The 13,599-nt window shown below is 69.3% G+C and carries 15 protein-coding genes; 3 read left to right on the forward strand and 12 right to left on the reverse strand.

Annotated elements, in window-relative coordinates; all coding sequences use genetic code 11:
• Positions 1 to 174: 174 nt before the first annotated feature.
• The 7 genes from cbiE to ACYSUO_RS03640 form a co-directional block, all read right to left on the reverse strand.
• Positions 175 to 1,389, reverse strand: coding sequence for a precorrin-6y C5,15-methyltransferase (decarboxylating) subunit CbiE (gene cbiE, locus ACYSUO_RS03610; RefSeq protein ID WP_461774510.1), 1,215 nt, complete (start codon positions 1,387 to 1,389; stop codon positions 175 to 177).
• 121 nt (positions 1,390 to 1,510) lie between these two features.
• Positions 1,511 to 2,149: a GNAT family N-acetyltransferase gene (locus tag ACYSUO_RS03615; protein ID WP_461774511.1), complete on the reverse strand. Its 639-nt coding sequence runs from the start codon at positions 2,147 to 2,149 to the stop codon at positions 1,511 to 1,513.
• 147 nt (positions 2,150 to 2,296) lie between these two features.
• Positions 2,297 to 3,115 (reverse strand): MetQ/NlpA family ABC transporter substrate-binding protein, encoded by an 819-nt coding sequence (locus ACYSUO_RS03620; protein WP_461774512.1) that lies wholly within the window; start codon positions 3,113 to 3,115, stop codon positions 2,297 to 2,299.
• The gene (locus tag ACYSUO_RS03625; protein ID WP_461774513.1) at positions 3,115 to 3,945 is read right to left on the reverse strand and encodes a MetQ/NlpA family ABC transporter substrate-binding protein; all 831 of its coding nucleotides are present in this window, start codon (positions 3,943 to 3,945) and stop codon (positions 3,115 to 3,117) included. Before ACYSUO_RS03625 ends, ACYSUO_RS03620 begins: the two co-directional genes overlap by 1 nt.
• 56 nt (positions 3,946 to 4,001) lie before the next feature.
• Positions 4,002 to 4,733 carry a methionine ABC transporter permease gene (locus tag ACYSUO_RS03630; protein ID WP_403721638.1) on the reverse strand — a complete coding sequence of 244 codons (732 nt, stop codon included), beginning with the start codon at positions 4,731 to 4,733 and terminating at the stop codon, positions 4,002 to 4,004.
• Complete coding sequence (locus tag ACYSUO_RS03635; protein WP_461774514.1) at positions 4,730 to 5,770, reverse strand: methionine ABC transporter ATP-binding protein; 1,041 nt, start codon at positions 5,768 to 5,770, stop codon at positions 4,730 to 4,732. Before ACYSUO_RS03635 ends, ACYSUO_RS03630 begins: the two co-directional genes overlap by 4 nt.
• A 417-nt stretch (positions 5,771 to 6,187) precedes the next feature.
• Entirely contained in the window at positions 6,188 to 6,838 is a 651-nt protein-coding gene (locus ACYSUO_RS03640) for an HAD-IA family hydrolase (RefSeq protein ID WP_461774515.1), read from the reverse strand.
• A gap of 71 nt (positions 6,839 to 6,909) precedes the next feature.
• On the opposite strand from ACYSUO_RS03640, the gene ACYSUO_RS03645 reads away from it, so the two are divergent.
• Positions 6,910 to 7,269 carry a hypothetical protein gene (locus tag ACYSUO_RS03645; RefSeq protein ID WP_266721663.1) on the forward strand — a complete coding sequence of 120 codons (360 nt, stop codon included), beginning with the start codon at positions 6,910 to 6,912 and terminating at the stop codon, positions 7,267 to 7,269.
• A complete protein-coding gene (locus ACYSUO_RS03650) occupies positions 7,250 to 7,711 on the forward strand; it encodes a hypothetical protein (protein ID WP_461774516.1) in 462 nt (153 codons plus the stop codon). Before ACYSUO_RS03645 ends, ACYSUO_RS03650 begins: the two co-directional genes overlap by 20 nt.
• A gap of 3 nt (positions 7,712 to 7,714) precedes the next feature.
• Here the strand turns inward: ACYSUO_RS03650 and ACYSUO_RS03655 are convergent, their stop codons facing one another.
• From ACYSUO_RS03655 to ACYSUO_RS03665, 3 genes are all read right to left on the reverse strand, one after another.
• Positions 7,715 to 8,233, reverse strand: a complete 519-nt coding sequence (locus ACYSUO_RS03655; RefSeq protein ID WP_461774517.1) for a GNAT family N-acetyltransferase — start codon at positions 8,231 to 8,233, stop codon at positions 7,715 to 7,717.
• A gap of 39 nt (positions 8,234 to 8,272) precedes the next feature.
• Positions 8,273 to 8,791 carry an RNA polymerase sigma factor gene (locus ACYSUO_RS03660; protein WP_461774518.1) on the reverse strand — a complete coding sequence of 173 codons (519 nt, stop codon included), beginning with the start codon at positions 8,789 to 8,791 and terminating at the stop codon, positions 8,273 to 8,275.
• Positions 8,792 to 8,885: 94 nt separating this feature from the next.
• Positions 8,886 to 10,097: a glycerophosphodiester phosphodiesterase gene (locus ACYSUO_RS03665; RefSeq protein ID WP_461774519.1), complete on the reverse strand. Its 1,212-nt coding sequence runs from the start codon at positions 10,095 to 10,097 to the stop codon at positions 8,886 to 8,888.
• Between the two features lie 273 nt (positions 10,098 to 10,370).
• Here ACYSUO_RS03665 and ACYSUO_RS03670 point away from each other — a divergent pair, with 273 nt between their 5' ends.
• Entirely contained in the window at positions 10,371 to 11,060 is a 690-nt protein-coding gene (locus ACYSUO_RS03670) for a lysophospholipid acyltransferase family protein (RefSeq protein ID WP_266721655.1), read from the forward strand.
• A 294-nt stretch (positions 11,061 to 11,354) separates the two neighbouring features.
• On the opposite strand, the gene ACYSUO_RS03675 is transcribed toward ACYSUO_RS03670, so the two are convergent.
• Together ACYSUO_RS03675 and ACYSUO_RS03680 are read right to left on the reverse strand one after the other, a co-directional pair.
• Complete coding sequence (locus tag ACYSUO_RS03675) at positions 11,355 to 12,887, reverse strand: MFS transporter (RefSeq protein ID WP_461774520.1); 1,533 nt, start codon at positions 12,885 to 12,887, stop codon at positions 11,355 to 11,357.
• The gene (locus ACYSUO_RS03680) at positions 12,884 to 13,435 is read right to left on the reverse strand and encodes a TetR/AcrR family transcriptional regulator (RefSeq protein WP_461774521.1); all 552 of its coding nucleotides are present in this window, start codon (positions 13,433 to 13,435) and stop codon (positions 12,884 to 12,886) included. Before ACYSUO_RS03680 ends, ACYSUO_RS03675 begins: the two co-directional genes overlap by 4 nt.
• Positions 13,436 to 13,599: the final 164 nt, after the last annotated feature.

Consider the following 13,599-nt stretch of genomic DNA (forward strand, 5'->3'; position numbering starts at 1 on the left):
GTAGTTCGACCATGGCCTTCTGTGGACTGCGCCACGTTGCGCGTCCTCCGGTCGCTGCCGTACCACACGCACCTCAAAAGTGGTGCGTTTTCGGGACATTGGCGTACGAAGAACCGAACGTCCCGGTGCGGTACAACGATCGGCCAGCCTACCGCGCGCGGCGCGCCGCCAGGGTCACGGGTGGCGGACGGGAAGCCGCCCCGAGAGGAGGAACCCCACGGTCCGCTCCTTCTCCGTCCAGGCGCGAGTGTCCAGTTCGACGGATTGCAGGAGGGCGCACTCGACCTCGTATCCGTGCTCCGTCAGGTCCCTGCCGATGAGTTCGGCGTCGTCGCGTGTCGCGGCGTGCGTGACGATGCGGGCGGGGCGCCGGTCCGCGACGGCCGAGACGACGGCCGCTCCCCCGCCCCCGACGCGTACGACGTCGGGCTCCGGGAGGTCTTCGAGGGCGTGCGGCGCCGTGCCGTGGACGATCTGGACCTGGATGCCGAAGCGGCGGGCGACGGCGAGGGTGCGGGCGCAGGCGTCGGCGTCCCGGTCGACGGCGATGACGGCGGCGCCGAACCGCCCGGCCTCCGTCGTGAACGCCCCGCTGCCGCAGCCGATGTCCCACACGAGGTCGCCCGCGCGCGGTCCCAGGCGGGCGAGTTGGGCGGCGCGCAGCTGTTCGGTCTCGCCCTCGCCGAAGGGGCCCGCGTACTCCTCGGCGGGCAGCGCCCAGCCGCGCGGCCCCGCGTCGGGGTCGCCGCCGGCCAGCCAGTTGCCGCTCGCGGGGGCGCCGGTGACGGGCCCTCCGATGACGATGACGACGTTGGGGTCGCGCCACGCGTGGTCGGCGGCCTTGTCGGAGGTGACGACGGTGACCTGTTCGCGGTCGGTGCCGAGTTCCTCGCAGATGACGAAGGTGCGGTGGACGCCTTCCAGGAGCAGGCCGAGTTCGGCGGGTCCTGCGCCCGGTGAGGTGAGGACGGCGACCTTGGTGTGGGCGCGGCACACATTCACCGCGCGTCGCAGGGTGCGGCGATGTGCGACGACCACCTGTGCGTCGTCCCAGGGCATGCCCGCGCGGGCGAACGCCTGGGCGACCGAGGACACGGCGGGCACGACCTCGACCTCGAGGCCGTACTGGGGCGCGCGCAGGGTGCGTACGACGCCGAAGAAGCCGGGGTCGCCGTCCGCGAGCACGACGGCCGTGCCGCGGTGGCCCGCGATGCGGCGGGCGGCGAGGGCCACGCTGCCGAGCCGGACGCGCTCGGCGCGCTCGGGCACCTCGGGCAGCGCCAGGTGGTGCGCGGCGCCCGCCACGAGCGTGGCCGCGCCGAGTGCTGAGCGGGCCGCGTCCGTCAGCGGCGAACCGTCCCAGCCGATCACCGTGACCCGGTCGGCCATCGTCGTCAGTCTCCTGGGTGTGCTCGGGTACGTACGTGCCCATGCGGCACGGAGGTCGGGGGTGCCGCCGGTGTCGGGGCACCGTGAGCGTACCTGCCCGGCCCCGCGATCACCCGTGAGGTCAGTTCCAGTCCGAGAAGGCGGTGAAACCCCCGGCCTCCGCCAGTTGCTCGGTGACGCCCTCCAGGTCCTCGGGCAGCAGGCTCCACACGATGAAGTCCGTGCGGGCCTCGGCCAGGCCGCCGTCCTCGGTGCGCGTACGCGCTATGCACGCGTTGCGCAGCACGCCCTCGCTGATGCAGCCGATCTTCTGGGCGACCTGCTGGGCCGCGGTGTTGTCGGCGGCGGTGCGCAGTTCGATGCGCTCCAGGCGCTGGTCGCGGAAGAGCCACTGGGCCGTGGCGAGCGCGGCCTCCGACGCATAGCCCTCGCCGCGCGCCCAGGGGGCGATGATGTACGAGAGCTCGGTGGAGCGCACGTGCCAGTTGGTCTTGGTGAGGCGGATGGTGCCGACGAGCCGCTGGGTGAGGAACTCGGTGACGGCGAGGTCGAGTCCGGCGCCGCGCACCCGCCGCCTCGGCACGCCCTCGGCGATCCAACGGCGGGCACCCTCCTCCGTGAACGGCTGCGGCACCGAGGTCCAGGCGGTGACCAGCTCGTCGTTCATCATCTCCGCGAGCGCGGGTACGTCGTCCTCGTCGAGTGGACGCAAGACCAAGCGCTCCGTGCTGATGGAGATCTCGGGGAAGGTGTTCGTCATGCGCCGCTCCGTAACCTTCGTTGGCCTTCTACCTTCGCGTCGGGCCTCGTGAACTGCCCAGCATGCAGCATGAAGACACGTAACTGCACATGGGGGCCGCCCCTGTTGCCAGGTGCGGCCCCCATGGAAGGGCGTCGGTCGGGTCCCTCAGACGGGGAGCACCGAACCCTTGTACTTGGTCTCGATGAACTTCTTGACCTCGGGTGAAGTCAGCAGCTTCGCCAGCTTCTTGACCCGCGGATCGTTCTCGTCGCCCTTCTTGACGGCGAGAATGTTGTTGTACGGATTGTCCTGGACGGACTCCAGAAGGATGGCGTCCTTCTTGGGGTTCAGTCCCGCGTCCATCGCGAAGTTGTTGTTGACCGCGGCCACGTCGACGTCGTCCAACGAGCGCGGCAGCTGGGCCGCTTCGAGCTCCTTGAACTTCAGGCCCTTGGGGTTCTTCGCGACATCCTTGGGCGTCGCGTTGATCCCGGCGCCCTTCTTGAGCCCGATCACGCCCTGGGAGGCGAGGAGTTCGAGCGCCCTGCCTTCGTTGGTGATGTCGTTCGGCAGCGCGACGGTCGCCCCGGCGCGCAGCTTGGTGACGTCCTTCGTCTTCTTCGAGTAGAAGCCGAGCGGCGGCAGATAGACCTGCGTGACCGGCGTGAGCGTCGTGCCCTTGGACTTGTTGAAGTCCTTCAGGTACGGCGTGTGCTGGAACAGGTTGGCGTCGAGCTCGCCCTGCTGGAGCGCGGTGTTCGGCAGGACGTAGTCCGTGAACTCCTTGATCTCCAGGTCGAGTCCGGCCTTCTTGGCCAGCTTCTTCTGTACGTACGTGAGGACTTCGCCGGCCGGGGTCGGGGTGGCTCCGACGACCAGCTTCTCGCTCGCGTCCGCCTTGTCGCTGCCGCAGGCCGTGAGGCCGAGGACGAGTGCCCCGGCGATCACGGCGGCGGGAATCGTGGACTTCAACGGATTCGGCATCAGAAGGAGGGGAGCACCGAGCCCTTGTACTTGGTCTCGATGAACTTCTTCACCTCGGGCGACGTCAGGAGCTTCGCGAGCTTCTTGATGCGCGGGTCGTCCTGGTTGCCGTCCTTGATGGCGAGCACGTTGTTGTACTCGTTGTTCTTCGTCGACTCCAGGGCGAGGGCGTCCTTGGCCGGGTTGAGGTCGGCACCGATGGCGTAGTTGCCGTTGATCACCGCGGCGTCGACGTCCTTGAGGGAGCGCGGGGTCTGCGCCGCCTCGACCTCCTTGAACTGGAGGTCCTTCGGGTTCTTCGCGACGTCCTGCGGGGTCGCGGTGGCCTCGGAGCCCTTCTTGAGGGTGATGAGGTCGTTGGCGGCGAGGAAGCGCAGGGCGCGGCTCTCGTTGTCGGCGTCGTTCGGGAGGGCGACGGTGCCGCCCTTCTTGATGCCGTCGAGCTTCTTGGCCTTCTGGGAGTAGAGGCCGAGCGGCTCCAGGTGCACGGTGGCGACCGACTTGAGGTGCGTGCCGTTCTTCTTGTTGAAGTCTTCCAGGTAGGGCGTGGTCTGGAAGTAGTTGGCGTCGACCGAACCGTCCTCGGTGGCGTTGTTCGGCGTGACGTAGTCGGTGAACTCCTTGACCTCGAGCTTGAGGCCTTCCTTCTTCGCCAGGTCCTTCTTGATGAAGTTGAGGATCTCGGCGTGCGGAACGGGAGTCGCGGCGACGACCAGCGGGTCGGAGGCCTTGGCCTTGGTGTCGGCCTTGTCGGAGCCGCACGCGGTCAGGCCCAGGGTGAGGGCGCCGGTGGCGAGGACAGCTGCGGTGATCTTGGTGGTGTTACGCACGAAAAGTGCCTTTCCATCAGTGGTGCAACCCGCCGGTAGGACGGGGAGAACAGGATTCAGCCGGACTTGGTGGCGGTGACCGCCGTACGGCCGGCGAACAGGTTGAAGCGGATCGGGTCGCCGCCCTTGCCCGCGCGGCGGTGCAGCACGCGCGCGCCGCTGTCGCCCGCGAACTGGATGAGCGAGATGACGACGGCGAGGATCGCCACCGTGATCCACATCAGGTTGGCCTCGAAGCGCTGGTAGCCGTAGCGGATCGCGATGTCGCCGAGGCCGCCCGCGCCGACGGTGCCGGCCATGGCCGAGTAGCCGATGAGCGCGACGATCGTCGTGGTGGTCGCCGAGATCAGCGAGGGCAGCGACTCGGGCACGAGGACCTTGCGTACGACGGTCCAGGTGTTGCCGCCCATCGACTGCACGGCCTCGATCAGGCCGCCGTCGACCTCGCGCACGGACGTCTCGACGAGCCGCGCGAAGAACGGGATGGCGCCGATGGCGAGCGGCACGATGGCGGCCTCGCGGCCGATCGTGGTGCCGACGACCGCGCGCGTGAAGCCCATCAGGGCGACCATCAGGATGATGAAGGGCATCGAGCGGACGATGTTCACGACCTGCCCGATGACCTTGTTCACGAACGCGTTCTGCAGCAGTCCGCCGCGGTCCGTGAGGACGAGGAGCACGCCGAGCGGGAGTCCGCCGACGATCGCGATCAGCGTGGACCAGCCGACCATGTAAAAGGTGTCCCAACACGCCTGGGACAGCAGCGGCTGCATCTCCGACCAGGTCACTTGGTGACACCTTCCTTCTGCAGAGCGGCGGGCGCGGCGCCCTGGATCTCGACCTGGAGGCCCTGTTCGCGCAGGAAGCCGATCGGCACGACGTTGTCGTCGTAGCGGCCGGGCAGTTCGATGCGCATGCGGCCGACCTGCTTGCCCGCGACGGTGTCCATCGCGGCGCCGAGGATCGAGATGTCGACGTTGTACGTGCGGGAGAGCTGCGAGATGACCGGCTGGGTCGTCGACTCGCCGTGGAAGGTGACGTCGATGACGGTGCGGTCGTCGCCGGAGGCCTCGCCGCTGACCGGGAAGAGCGCGGAGGCGAGTTCGGAGCCGGGGGTCGCGAGGAGCTCGCTGACGGTGCCGGACTCGACGATCTGCCCGCGCTCCATGAGGGCGGCGGAGTCGCAGACGGTCTTGACGACGTCCATCTCGTGCGTGATGAGCAGCACGGTCAGGCCGAGCTGCCGGTTGAGGTCGCGCAGCAGCTGGAGGATCGAGCGGGTGGTCTCCGGGTCGAGGGCGCTGGTCGCCTCGTCGGAGAGCAGCACTTTCGGGTCGCCGGCGAGCGCGCGGGCGATGCCGACGCGCTGCTTCTGGCCGCCGGAGAGCTGGGCGGGGTAGGACTTGGCCTTGTCGGCGAGGCCGACCAGGTCGAGGAGTTCCAGCGCCTTGGTGGAACGTTCCTTCCCCGACTTGCCGAGGATTTCCAGCGGTAGCTCGATGTTGTCCTGCACGGTGCGCGAGGACAGCAGGTTGAAGTGCTGGAAGACCATGCCGATACGGCTGCGCGCCTCGCGCAGTTCCTTGCCGGCGCGCGAGCCGCGGCCGACGAGGGCGGTGAGGTCCTGTCCTGCGACGGTCACGGTGCCGGAGGTCGGACGCTCCAGCAGGTTCACGCAGCGGATCAGCGAGGACTTGCCGGCGCCCGACTGTCCGATGACGCCGTACACCTCGCCTTCGCGCACGTGCAGATCGACGCCGTCGAGGGCGGTGACCTCTCGGCCGCGCGAGCGGTAGACCTTGGTGAGGCCCTTGGTGGTGATCACGTGGGTTTCCGTAGCTGTCGAGTGCGCGGCACGGGTGGCGCCGGGCACGGGGCATTCGTTCGGGAACTTTCGGAGTTTCCGGGCGCGCGACAGGTCTCACAGAGGCGGTTGAACCGGTGAGGAGAAGCTGTGCGCGGGGCAGGCCCGGTCACGTAGGCGGACGGTTTCTCCCTGCGGAGTCACTCCCTACGGAACAGGGCGCGCGGGTCTCGCTTCGGGGCGCGAGTACAGGCGTGGTGGGGGCCCTCAGAAGGCGCACATTCGACACATACAAGCAGCACCGGGCGTCATGGTCGCCTCGGTCGCAAGGGTGCGGCTGCTCGTCGTGGTCATGCGGGCAAGTAAAGCAGACGTGAGGACGCGCCAGGCCCCCGCTGTCCGCTATTCGGACAGCAGGGGCCGGTGTTCCGGGTGGGTTCAGAGTTCGGCGGAGATCTCCACGCCCGCGTCCGTGACCTGCGCGGACACCGCGGAGAGGTCCTTCACCACGACGTCGGCGGAGAGCTCGTCCGCCTCGTGCGTTGTGGTCAACGCCACGGTCTTCATGCCGCCGGCGCGGCCCGCGGTGAGACCGGCCGGGGCGTCCTCGAAGACGACGCAGCGCTCCGGGTCCACGCCCAGCTTTCCCGCGGCGAGCAGGAACGGCTCGGGGTTGGGCTTGCCGTGCGTGATGTCGTCCGCGGCGATCAGCAGCGGCGTCCTGATCCCGACGGCCGCGAGGCGGGCCTCGGCGAGGCGGCGGGTGGCGGAGGTGACGACGGCCCAGCGCTCGTCGGGGAGCGAGGTGAGCAGGTCGAGCGTGCCGGGCAGGACGTGGGTGCCGCCGTTGGGCACGTCCTCGACCTCCAGCTCCTCGATGCGGGCGACGGCGCCCGGGACCTTCTCGGCGGGCAGCAGGTCGGCCGCGATCTCGGCGGCGGGGCGGCCGTGCAGCTCGACGGCTGCGAAGGCCTCGGCGGTGATCCCGTACTCCTCGGCCCAGCGGGTCCAGCAGCGGTACACCGACTCCATCGACGAGAGCAGGGTTCCGTCGTTGTCGAACAGCAGGGCTTCAGCGGTGATCTTCATGGTCACCGAGGGTACGGGCCATACCGGGGTCGAGCGCATCGGGTCTTTTGGCCCGTAATAGGCTCACGGCCATGCTTGATGTCCTGACCCTGGTGACGGGTCTCGCCGCGCTGGCGCTCGCGGCCTGGTGCGGTTTCGCCGCGTATCGCGACCAGCCGACCAAGGACTGGCACTTCATCGGCATGGCCGTGGTGTCGGTGCTCGCGCTGGTGCAGCTGGTGGTCGGGATCGTGCAGCTCGCCCGTGGCGAGAAGCCGGACCAGGGCACGACGATCTTCGTCGCGTATCTGATCGGGGCGTTCGCCTGCGTTCCGGCCGCGGGCTTCATGTCGCTCGCCGAGCGGACCCGCTGGGGTTCGGTGACGGTCGCCGCGGGCGGCGTGGTGCTCGCCGTTCTCGAGGTGCGGCTCTTTGACATCTGGGGAGGCTGAGGTGGCTGTGACCGCTGAAGAGAAGGACAACAAGCGGAGCCGCCTCATCAGCGGACCCGGCATGCTGCTCGTGTGGCTGTACGGCGTGATGGTCGTCGGCGCCGTGTCGCGCTCGGCGGTGCAGATCTCCACGGAGTTCGACAAGGCACCGCTGGCGTACTCGCTGTCGGCGGTGGCGGGGCTCGTGTACGCCTTCATCACGTACTCGCTGGTGCGCGGCGGGGACACGGCGCGCAGGGCCGCGTTCGTGTGCTGCGCCCTGGAGTTGGCGGGCGTGCTGATCGTCGGTACGTGGACGCTGGTGGAGCCGTCCGCGTTCCCGGACGCGACCGTGTGGTCGGACTTCGGGGTCGGCTATCTGTTCATCCCGGTGCTGCTGCCGCTGAGCGCGATGTACTGGCTGCGCAAGGGTGTGCTGCAGCGGCAGCAGCCGGAGAGCTGACCCTCAGGCGCTCGCCGCGAACGCGTTCGCCGTGGCGCCCTGGCCCTCGGTGTCCTTGGCGAGCGTCACCACCGTGAGGCGGTCGTCGACCCGCTGCGTGGACACGGCCGCGTAGCCGTGCTGGCGGTACAGGCGCAGATTGTGGTCGCTGCGGTGCCCGGTGAACAGCTGGAAGCGCTTGGCGGTGCCCTTCTCGCCCAGCGCGTTCTCCACGGCGGAGAGCAGTCGGCCGCCCAGGCCGTGCCGCTGCATGCGCGGATGGACGATCAGCTTGTTGATGTGCGCCGTGCCGTCGGCGTCGACCGTGCCGCGCACGGACGCCACCACCTCGTCGCCGAGGCGCGCCACGAGCACGGTGCCGCTGTCGAGTTCGGCCCTGATCGAGGTCAGGGACTGTGTGAGCGGCTCGATCGAGTAGTCCCCGTAGAGCTGCGCCTCACTCTGGTAGCAGAGGTACTGCAGCTTGAGGATCTGTTCGGCATCCGCTTCGGTCGCCGCAGAGATGGTCACGCTCATGCCCATGTGTGCATGCCTCCCGCTCACCTGTTCGCCGGTTGTCCTTCACCCTTTTCCCCGGCGGGCCGTGAGCGCAACCTCGGAGGGCAGGATTCTGCGCAGGCATCCCAGACATCTGGAACGTTCCGGCCCAAGGCTGCCCTGTGAGATACCCAACTCGCCCGCGATCTCACGGTAAGTGAGGTCTTGCGGCGACAGCAGCGCGTCGATGAGGCGCCGACAGCGGCCGGGCAGCCGGCGCACCGCACTCCGCAGCGCCCGGTCGCGTTCGCGGGCGAGCGCGCGGCACTCGGGATCGACGGCGGCCGGGTCTGGGGCGGGCCGCAGGCCGTACGGAAGCTCGCGCAGTTCCGTACTCCGTTGGAGGCGGGCCTCGGCGCGGACCGCCTCGCGCAGCCAGGCGGCCGGGTCGTCCGGTGCGCCCCGGGTGCCGAGGTGTTCCAGGAGGCGGACCCAGACGGCCTGTTCGAGGTCGCCCGGGTCGGCGGCGCCGCCCGGGAGTTCGGCGCGGACCTCGGCCGCGAGGAGGGGCCGCAGGGGCTCGATCACGGTGTCGTACGTCATGTACGGCGGGACGGGGCCGCCCCGGCGGCCGGTTGCCGGGGCGGCCGGGTCTCACTCCAACCGGCGCCCGGGGGTCACCCGTTGACGCCGGGGGTCACCCGTTGACGAAGTCCTCGCGGGCGAGGAGCGCCGTGTCGCAGTTGTCCGAGAAGATGCCGTCGATGCCGGTCTCGTAGTACGCCTTGAAGGCGCCGAACGCGTCGCCGTACGCGTTGGGGTCGGTGCCCTTCTTGAAGTCGGCCGGCAGGAAGGTGTTCTCGTTGCGCATCGTGTACGGGTGCAGGACGAGGCCCGCCTTGTGCGCGTCCCTGACCAGGGTCGTGGGCTGGGTCAGCTTGCCCGACGCGTCCTTCGGGATGATCAGGTCGAGGGTCGGACCGATGCCGTTCGCGTACGTCGCGATCTCCGCGAGGCCCTTGGGCGTGATCAGGTCGGCGACGGTGCGCGGGTCACCGCTGTCCACGAAGTCGTACGGGCGCGACTTCGCCGTGGACAGGAGGACGGCCAGCGGGTTGTCGACCAGCTTGTTCATGCGCTGGATGCTCGTCGGCTCGAAGGACTGGATGATGACGGGCGAGTTGCGCCTGTTCAGCTTGTGCGCCCGCAGCACCTTCGCGATGCGCTCCTCCAGGGCGAGGTTCTGCTTGCGGAAGTAGGTGGGGTGCTTGAGCTCCGGGTAGATCCACACCTCGCGGCCGAGCTTCTTGCTCTGCTCGGCGCGCCAGCGCAGGACCTCCTCGAAGGTGGGGATCTCCCAGCGGCCGTCGTAGATCGTGTTGTGCTGGCGGGTGCCCGGGATGCGCTCCTTGGCCCGCAGCGTCTTCAGCTCGGCGAGCGTGAAGTCCTCGGTGAACCAGCCGGTGGTGGCCACGCCGTCGAGGCTCTTCGTCGTCTTGCGGTCGGCGAACTCGGGGTGTTCGGACACATTTGTCGTGCCCCCGATTTCCGGTTCGTGACGGCATACGAGATGCCCGTCCTTGGTCGGACAGAGGTCGCCGGCCTCGATGATGTGCGCGCCCATGTCGAGCGCCAGCTGGTACGAGCCGAGGGTGTGCTCCGGCCGGTAGCCACTGGTGCCGCGGTGCGCGATGACCGTGGGCACGGGGAGACCTGCGAGGCCCTTGTTCATGTTATTCGCGCCACTTTCTCTGTCCGCGGCTCTCGCCGTTCCGGCCGCTCCGAGTGCCGTGACTCCCGCGCCGAGGACCGCCGCGCCGAGCAGCGAGCGCCGGCCGAGCGCCGCGATGCCCCGCGGCTGCTGCTCCCCCTGTGCGGCCTGTGACTGCTCGTTCCCCTTGTTCCCCATGAAGCACTCCTCCCACCAAGTACTGCCTTGCACCTGTCAAAGCGAGACCGATCGTAGGCGTGGGGAAGTGACGAGTGGGAGACCCTGGACGGAACGTCAGGGTGATGCGGCATGGCGTCCGGGCGTTGCACGCGCATCAACGGGGCGCAAACTTCGGTCAACTCCGCGTATCCAGTCGGTGAACCCGATGTGCAACGGGTACTCGTCCGCGAGTATCGTCCTCACCTGCACAGACTCCTCAGTCCAAAACAGGTACCCATCCCTGCTCATTCCTTGACATCGGAGGGCTCGTTGTCCCGCTTCGCGCTCATCAAGGCAGTGCTCGGTCCGATCATGCGCCTGATGTTCCGCCTGCGTGTGGAAGGCGCAGAGAAGATCCCGGGGAGCGGTCCCGTCATTCTGGCGGGCAACCACCTGACGTTCATCGACTCGATGCTGCTGCCGCTCGTCTGTGACCGGCAGGTCTTCTTCATCGGCAAGGACGAGTACGTCACCGGGAAGTCCCTCAAGGGCCGCCTCATGGCGTGGTTCTTCACCGGGGTCGGCATGATTCCGGTCGACCGCGACGGGGCGAACGGCGGTGTGGCCGCGCTGATGACCGGCCGTCGGATCCTGGAGGAGGGCAACATCTTCGGTATCTACCCCGAGGGCACGCGCTCCCCCGACGGCCGCCTGTACCGCGGTCGGACGGGTATCGCCCGTCTGACGTTGATGACGGGTGCGCCCGTCGTGCCCTTCGCCATGATCGGCACGGACAAGTTGCAGCCCGGGGGTGCGGGGATTCCGCGGCCGGGCAAGGTGACGGTGCGGTTCGGCGAGCCGATGGAGTTCTCCCGCTACGACGGGATGGGGCGTGACCGCTACGTCCTGCGGGCCGTGACGGACTCGGTCATGACCGAGGTGATGCGGCTGTCCGGCCAGGAGTACGTGGACATGTACGCCTCGAAGGCGAAGGCGGCGTAGTCCTTTTTACGGGTGCGTGGGCCCGGCCGACCGGATCTTTCCGGTCGACCGGGTTTTTTGCTGCGCCGGGGCGGGGCCGTCCTGGTGGGCGCGCGGCACCGGGGGGCCCATTGCCGCGGCGGGGGCCGGCCCCTGACTTCTCGACACGCCGCACCGGGGTGCCGCCTTGCCCACCCTGCCGCCCCAGGCGGCAGATTGCCCAAGGCGGCCGGGGTGGGCCGGTGCCGGTCAATCAAGCCCCGCCGGCGATTGAGGCGCGGGGTCCGGGGCGGAGCCCCGTGAGTGGCGGACGGGTTACTGTTCCAGGCGTTGGCCGCGCAGGAGGAACCAGGCCGCCACCGACGTCGCCAGCAGGACCACCGCGCCGACGCCCGCCGCCACCTGGAGGCCGTCCACGAAGGCGGACTGCGCGCCGGTGAGGAGGGCCTCGCCCTGGGCCGCCGGGAGGCCGGCCGACGCCTCGACCGCTCCGCCGAGCGAGTCGTGCGCCGCCACCGCGACGTCCTCCGGCGTGCCCGCCGGAACCGTGAACCCCGAGTAGACGCCGGTCACGATCGAGCCGAGCAGCGCGATACCCAGCGCCGTACCGAGTTCGTACGCCGTCTCGGACACCGCCGACGCCGCACCCGCCTGCTCCTTCGGCACGCTGGAGAGGATCACGTCCGCCGTCACCGTGAACGAGAAGCCCGCGCCGACACCGACGACGAGCAGCACCACACCCAGCAGCGGATACCCGGTCGACTGGCTCAGCGTGGTGAGCGCGGCAAGCGCCAGGCCCACCGCCGCGAGCCCGCCCGCGACCACGGAACGTACCGAGAAGCGCCGCGCCACCGTACCGGCGACCAGACCGGCCGCCACCGCCCCCACCGCTGCGGGGAGTTCGGCGAGGCCCGCCTCGAACGGCGCACGCCCCTGCACCAGTTGCAGGAACTGGGAGAGGAAGAAGACCAGGCCCGCGAGGCCGAGGATCGTCAGGAGGTCGGCCAGGACCGCGCCCGAGAAGCCGCGGTTGCGGAACAGGTGCATGTTCAACAGGGGCGCCTTGAGTGTGAGTTGGCGCCGGACGAACCAGACGAGCGCCGCCACGCCGACCACCCCCGACGCGCCCACACCGAGGCCGAGGCCGTGCGCGGCCGCCTCCTTCACCGCGTAGACGACGCCGATCATGCCGACGAGGGACAGCACCACGCTCAGCAGGTCCCACGGACCCGGCACCGGGTTCTTCGACTCAGGGATGAGCTTCACGCCGACGACCACCAGGATCGCCATCACGGGCAGGTTGATCAGAAAGACCGAGCCCCACCAGAAGTGCTCGAGGAGGAACCCGCCGACGACAGGACCGACCGCCGCACCCGCCGAGGCCATCGCACCCCAGATGCCGATGGCCAGCGACCGCTCGCGCGGGTCGTGGAAGATGTTGCGGATCAGCGCCAGCGTGGACGGCATCAGGGTCGCGCCCGCGACACCCAGCAGGGCGCGCGCCAAAATCATCAGCTCGGGCGTCGTCGCGTACGCGTTGAGCACCGAGACCGCACCGAACGCGACCGCTCCCACAAGGAGCAGCTTCTTGCGGCCGATGCGGTCGCCGAGGCTGCCCATCGACACCAGCAGTCCGGCGATGACGAACGAGTAGACGTCACCGATCCAGAGCAGCTGCGTGCCGGAAGGCTTCAGGTCCTCACTGATGTACGGGGTCGCGAGGCCGAGGACGGTCGCGTCCACGGCGACGAGCAGCACGGCCAGCACGAGGACGGAGAGGGCGAGCCACCGCGCGGGACGGGACTCCACCACCTCCGCCGCAGGGGTGCGCTGTGATGTGCTGGTCATGGTTCCACTCTCCGAAGTGCGCCGCCGAGCAGCAGCTCGACGATCATGAATTGGAAGTCCTTCGCCGCGACGCGGCCGTCCTGTACGGCCCACGCGCCGCTGCCGATGAGGCCGTAGAGCGCCTCGGTCAGCCAGGTGGGTGTCAGATCGATCCGGAACTCGCCCGCCTCCTGCCCGCGCCGGAACAGTGCCTCCATGCGGGAGTCCAGATGGGCCCAGCCCTCGTGCTGCTGCTCCCCCTCGAAGAGCTGGTTCTCCGTGACGAGGAAGGCGAGGAGCGGCGCCGACGGTTCGACCTCACGGACGAGACGCCGCAACGCGTCCGCGGCCGGCCCCTCGTCGAGCCGGGCACGGTCGAGCGCCGATTCGCACTCGGCGATACCGAGTTCCTCCAGCGCGCGGACCAGCGCGTCCCGGCCCGCGAACTGGCGGTGCAGCGTCGCCCGGCTGATGCCGGCGGCCCGCGCCACCTCGTCCATCGTGGCCGTGGACCTGCGGGTCAGCAGGGCGGCAGCGCTGTGCAGTACCTGAGCGCGATCGACTGTCATGAGACAAGAGTACGTCACATGAGACATGAATGTCTCATTGGTTTGCGGGGCGGCCATCCGAGGGGGCGGCCCTTCGAGGGGAGGTCGTCACGCCTGGCCGGTACTCCAGTAGCCGTCGCCCTCACCCAGTGTTACGACTGTCGGGACGTCCGACTCTCTGGAGG

Source organism: Streptomyces sp. UC4497 (assembly GCF_054871485.1).

Coding starts and splice junctions, on each gene's coding strand:
- cbiE (WP_461774510.1), bottom strand. CDS start 1,389: ATGGCCGACCGGGTCACGGTGATCGGCTGGGACGGTTCGCCGCTGACG.
- ACYSUO_RS03615 (WP_461774511.1), bottom strand. CDS start 2,149: ATGACGAACACCTTCCCCGAGATCTCCATCAGCACGGAGCGCTTGGTC.
- ACYSUO_RS03620 (WP_461774512.1), bottom strand. CDS start 3,115: ATGCCGAATCCGTTGAAGTCCACGATTCCCGCCGCCGTGATCGCCGGG.
- ACYSUO_RS03640 (WP_461774515.1), bottom strand. CDS start 6,838: ATGAAGATCACCGCTGAAGCCCTGCTGTTCGACAACGACGGAACCCTG.
- ACYSUO_RS03645 (WP_266721663.1), top strand. CDS start 6,910: ATGCTTGATGTCCTGACCCTGGTGACGGGTCTCGCCGCGCTGGCGCTC.
- ACYSUO_RS03655 (WP_461774517.1), bottom strand. CDS start 8,233: ATGGGCATGAGCGTGACCATCTCTGCGGCGACCGAAGCGGATGCCGAA.
- ACYSUO_RS03660 (WP_461774518.1), bottom strand. CDS start 8,791: ATGACGTACGACACCGTGATCGAGCCCCTGCGGCCCCTCCTCGCGGCC.
- ACYSUO_RS03665 (WP_461774519.1), bottom strand. CDS start 10,097: ATGGGGAACAAGGGGAACGAGCAGTCACAGGCCGCACAGGGGGAGCAG.
- ACYSUO_RS03675 (WP_461774520.1), bottom strand. CDS start 12,887: ATGACCAGCACATCACAGCGCACCCCTGCGGCGGAGGTGGTGGAGTCC.
- ACYSUO_RS03680 (WP_461774521.1), bottom strand. CDS start 13,435: ATGACAGTCGATCGCGCTCAGGTACTGCACAGCGCTGCCGCCCTGCTG.